At 61.6% G+C, this 4,315-nt stretch carries 5 protein-coding genes; 1 reads left to right on the top strand and 4 read right to left on the bottom strand.

Annotated features, from left to right (window positions below; all coding sequences use genetic code 11):
- Positions 1-46: 46 nt before the first annotated feature.
- From JHD73_RS26745 to JHD73_RS26735, 3 genes are all read right to left on the bottom strand, one after another.
- Positions 47-415 (bottom strand): PleD family two-component system response regulator, encoded by a 369-nt coding sequence (locus tag JHD73_RS26745; protein ID WP_199033170.1) that lies wholly within the window; start codon positions 413-415, stop codon positions 47-49.
- Between the two features lie 30 nt (positions 416-445).
- On the bottom strand, positions 446-922 hold the full coding sequence (locus JHD73_RS26740) for a response regulator (RefSeq protein ID WP_269848307.1): 477 nt from the start codon (positions 920-922) through the stop codon (positions 446-448).
- A gap of 353 nt (positions 923-1,275) precedes the next feature.
- Complete coding sequence (locus JHD73_RS26735; RefSeq protein ID WP_021196743.1) at positions 1,276-1,461, bottom strand: rubredoxin; 186 nt, start codon at positions 1,459-1,461, stop codon at positions 1,276-1,278.
- A gap of 214 nt (positions 1,462-1,675) precedes the next feature.
- Between JHD73_RS26735 and hemL the strand changes: the two genes are divergently transcribed.
- On the top strand, positions 1,676-2,977 hold the full coding sequence (gene hemL, locus JHD73_RS26730) for a glutamate-1-semialdehyde 2,1-aminomutase (RefSeq protein ID WP_199033169.1): 1,302 nt from the start codon (positions 1,676-1,678) through the stop codon (positions 2,975-2,977).
- Positions 2,978-3,528: 551 nt separating this feature from the next.
- On the opposite strand, the gene JHD73_RS26725 is transcribed toward hemL, so the two are convergent.
- A complete protein-coding gene (locus JHD73_RS26725) occupies positions 3,529-4,305 on the bottom strand; it encodes a 4-hydroxy-tetrahydrodipicolinate synthase (RefSeq protein WP_368735564.1) in 777 nt (258 codons plus the stop codon).
- Between the last annotated feature and the right edge of the window lie 10 nt (positions 4,306-4,315).

Raw genomic sequence — 4,315 nt, 5'->3', positions numbered from 1 at the left:
CGTCTGGCTCTTGTCCGTGGTGTTCCGGGTCGGCGGCTGGCCTAGCTTATTGCGGCAGCTTGGCGATCTTATCCAGCAACTCTTCAGCCTTGACCGGCTTGACGATGTAGTCCGACGCGCCCTGGCGCATGCCCCACACGCGGTCGGTCTCCAGCCCCTTGGTAGTGCACATGATCACGGGGATGTCTTGGAAACGCTCGTCCTTCTTGATCGCACGGGTGGCCTGGTAGCCGTTCTGGCCGGGCATCACCACGTCCATCAGGATCAGGTCAAAGGCTTCGGCTTCGAGCTTGGTCATGGCCTGCTCGCTATCGGCCGCAACCGTCACCTTGAAACCGCCCTTGCCGAGGATCTCCGACAGGTGCAGCGCTTCGGTCGGGGAATCATCGACCACCAACACTTTCTTGATTGCCATACAAACAGTCCTTCGATTAGAGAGGTGCCGTCATTGCGCAGCGCCACGAGACTCGCTCGCCGCCGGCAGATGGGTCTGGACCGCCTCCAGCAGCGCTTCCTTGGAGAAAGGCTTGGCGAGATGGTCCACCGCCCCGACCGACCGGCCGCGCGCGCGGTCAAAGATACCGTCGCGCGAAGACAGCATGATCACAGGCGTGGCATGAAACTTCGGGCTTTTCTTGATGAGCGCGCAGGTCTGATAGCCGTCCACATTCGGCATCAGGATGTCGCAGAACACGAGATCGGGCTTCAGATCGCCAACTTTGGCCAAGGCGTCAAAACCGTCCTCGGCCAGTACGACCTGGCAACCGGCCTGGGTCAGGTAAATCTGCGCGGTACGGCGGATGGTGCTGGAGTCATCGATGACCAGCACTTTGCAGCCCGAAAGGGGTGAAGGGGAATTCGCCAGCGGGGAACTCGCCAGCGGTTGGGATTCGGTCAGTTGTTCCACCCGCGCGGATTGCATCTTGTTCTCGCCTACGCGACTACGGCGACCACGGGTCGCCACGACATTCTGACCGGATGGATCGCGGCAAATCGACGCGCGGCGTGCCCCAAAAGTGCTGCAAGGGCCCACGCTGGCGACGACTTCAAAACTACGCCCCCCGGCCCGCTTATGAAGTGTGAAGCTCAGAATTTGACGAAGTGTGACAAGTCACCCATCTGCCGTCAATGATGCCATCAATGGCGCCGGCCCTTAGCCGAGCGCCTGTGGCATGGAAGCGACGAGCCTGTTCATCGAACCGTCACTTCCTGATATTTGGCTGTCGGCAAGAGGGCAACCGCTCACTTGCCGACCAGAGACAGGTCAGATCCGGCTCAGATCTGCACCATTTCGAAGTCTTCCTTGCGCGCACCGCACTCGGGGCACGTCCAGTTGATGGGCACGTCTTCCCACTTCGTGCCGGGCGCGATGCCGTCATCCGGCGCGCCTTGTTCTTCGTCGTAGATCCAGCCGCAAATCAGGCACATCCACGTCTTGAGTTCGGTATTGGTATCGCTCATAGGGTAAAGCTTCGGTGGGTTCCGTCTATTAAAATGGCAGGCCAGATGGTACCGAATCACGCCCGTGCGCGCCAGAACAGGCGCCGGACAAGCAACGTGTTTGACTGCATCCAACATGGATCTGCGTCAAACCACCGCATAATCGCCGCAAAACCGCCTTTAAACCGTGCCGCAGCGTTGTTCTGTGCGGCACCTCTTTCCTTCAACTGCATCCATGTCGACCTCCTCCCGCAGCGCTGCCCTGTTTGAACGTGCCCAGAAGACCATCCCCGGCGGTGTGAACTCGCCGGTACGCGCCTTCCGTTCGGTGGGCGGCACGCCGCGCTTCATTGCCAAGGCAGCCGGCCCTTACCTGTGGGATGCCGATGGCACCCGCTATATCGACTACGTGGGCTCGTGGGGCCCAATGATCGTTGGCCACGCACATCCGGACGTCGTACGCGCCGTGCAGGAGGTGGCTGCCGACAGCTTCTCGTTTGGCGCCCCGACCGAGGCCGAAGTCGTCATGGCCGAGGAAATCTGCAAGCTCGTGCCGTCGATCGAGCAGGTGCGGCTGGTGTCGTCAGGCACCGAGGCCACGATGAGCGCGCTGCGCCTGGCGCGCGGCTTTACGGGGCGTGACCTGATCGTCAAATTCGAGGGCTGCTATCACGGCCACGCCGATAGCCTGCTGGTCAAAGCTGGCTCGGGCCTGCTGACGTTTGCCGATACGACGCAGAACGCGCCCTCCTCCGCCGGTGTGCCCGAAGACGTGGTCAAGCACACGATGGTGCTGCCCTACAACGACGTCGACGCGCTGCGCGAGGCCTTTGCGCGCCACGGCAAAGACATCGCCGCCGTGATCGTCGAGCCGGTGGCCGGCAACATGAACCTGGTGCGAGGCAGCGCCGAGTTCCACCAGGCCATGCGCTCGCTGTGTACCGAGCACGGCGCTGTGCTGATCTTCGACGAGGTGATGACGGGCTTCCGCGTGGCGCTGGGTTGTGCGCAGTCGCTGTACGGCATCACGCCGGACCTGACGTGCCTGGGCAAAGTCATCGGTGGCGGCATGCCGGCCGCAGCCTTTGGCGGCCGCCGCGACATCATGGGCTTCCTCGCGCCGCTGGGCAGCGTGTATCAAGCGGGGACGCTCTCGGGTAACCCGCTGGCGGTGGCAGCCGGGCTCACCACGCTGCGCCTGATTGCGGCTGATGGCTTCCATGATCGGCTGGCTGCGCAGACGCGCAAGCTGGTGGATGGGCTGTCCGAGATTGCCCGCGAAGCTGGTGTGCCATTTGCCGCTGACAGCGTCGGCGGTATGTTCGGGATCTACTTCCGTGAAGGCGTGCCAACCAGCTTTGCTGAAGTGACCAAGAGCGATGTTGGGCGCTTCAATGCGTTCTTCCATGCCATGTTGGCTGAGGGCGTGTATCTGGCGCCTTCCGCGTTTGAGGCTGGATTTGTGTCTGCCACGCACGATGATGCGATTCTGGATGCAACGTTTGCTGCGGCTCGGAAGGCGTTTAAGGCTGTTTGATTGTTTGTTGATGGTTGGGCCTTGGTGGTTCACCCCTGTTTCATCCCCTGCCGGGGCTGACTCACTTTCTTTGTCTTGCCAAAGAAAGTAAGCAAAGAAAGGCGCGCCCGATGCGGCGAAAGATTCCTTGAATTTATGTCGCAAGGAGGGAGAGGAGGCAAACTCGCTACGCTCAAACAGCCTCCTCTCTTTTTCCTCCTTGCAACAGAAATTCAAGGCACCGCATAGGGCAGGGAAAGTCAAAGGCAAAAAGACAAACCATCTGGGCGCCAGCCGAAACGACAAAGGCCAACCTCGCGAGGGGTTGGCCTTTGTCTTTTGACGTTAGGCCCTTGATGGCGCCTTGGATTTTTGTAAGCGGGCGGAAAAAAGAGGGAGGCCTGTCTGAGCGCAGCGAGTTTGCCTCCCTCTCCGCCCGGTTACAAAAATCCAAGGGGAAGTCGCCATCTCGGGCGCGCCTTTCTTTTGCTTACTTTTCTTTGGCAAGACAAAGAAAAGTGAGTCGGCCCCGGCAGGGGACGATACCGGGGATGGACCACCAGCAAAAAAACTCAAACCCGCCCAACCGCCTCTACCAACTCCCGCCCCAGCGCCTCAGAAGCCGCCACCATAGGTGCCCGCAGCACATTCTTCACCTGCCCCTCGGCAGCCAGCCAAGCCTTCAACGGCCCAGGATTGGTCGCAGCAAACAACAACCGAATCACCGGCGCCAGCGCATGATGCAACCGCCGCGCGTCATTCAGCCGCTGCTCCTGCACCGCCCGCACCATCTCCACAAACAGCTCCGTGCGGACGTGCGCGGCCGCGATGATGGCCCCGACGCCGCCCGCGCACAGCGTGCCGAACACCTGCGCATCTTCCCCTGCCAGCACCTGCAACCGCCCATCGGCGATCACGCGTTGGGTCTTGTCCGCGTCTCCACCGCAATCCTTGATGCCATGAATGTTGGGATGCGCGGCAAGTGCGAGCAGCGTTTCGGCGTCGATGCTCGCACCCGTGCGATACGGAATGTCGTATAGCAGCACTGGCACGGGCGAGGCGTCGGCCAGGGCAGTGAAGTACTCGATGATCCCGTCCTGCGACGGGCGGATGTAGGAAGGTGCTGGGATCAGAAACGCAGCAGGCTGGTGCTCGGCGAGCCTGAGCACGCGCTCACGCACGGGCGCCAGGGCGCTGCCCGAGACGCCCATCACGACAGGCAGCCCATCGGCAGCGGCGCGTACCGTATCGAGCACGTCGGCCTGCTCTTGATCGGAGAGCGCGGCAGCCTCACCCGTACTGCCGCAGGCCACAAAACCAGCAACACCCTGCGCGCGATATCGCGCCACTAATGTATAC

It is taken from the genome of Ralstonia sp. ASV6 (assembly GCF_016429285.1).
Lineage (GTDB): Bacteria > Pseudomonadota > Gammaproteobacteria > Burkholderiales > Burkholderiaceae > Ralstonia > Ralstonia flaminis.
This window is presented reverse-complemented; position numbering and strand designations above follow the sequence as displayed.

Excerpts from the sequence above, each read along its gene's own strand:
- hemL (WP_199033169.1), top strand. The coding sequence starts at position 1,676 with ATGTCGACCTCCTCCCGCAGCGCTGCCCTGTTTGAACGTGCCCAGAAG.
- JHD73_RS26745 (WP_199033170.1), bottom strand. The coding sequence starts at position 415 with ATGGCAATCAAGAAAGTGTTGGTGGTCGATGATTCCCCGACCGAAGCG.
- JHD73_RS26735 (WP_021196743.1), bottom strand. The coding sequence starts at position 1,461 with ATGAGCGATACCAATACCGAACTCAAGACGTGGATGTGCCTGATTTGC.
- JHD73_RS26740 (WP_269848307.1), bottom strand. The coding sequence starts at position 922 with ATGCAATCCGCGCGGGTGGAACAACTGACCGAATCCCAACCGCTGGCG.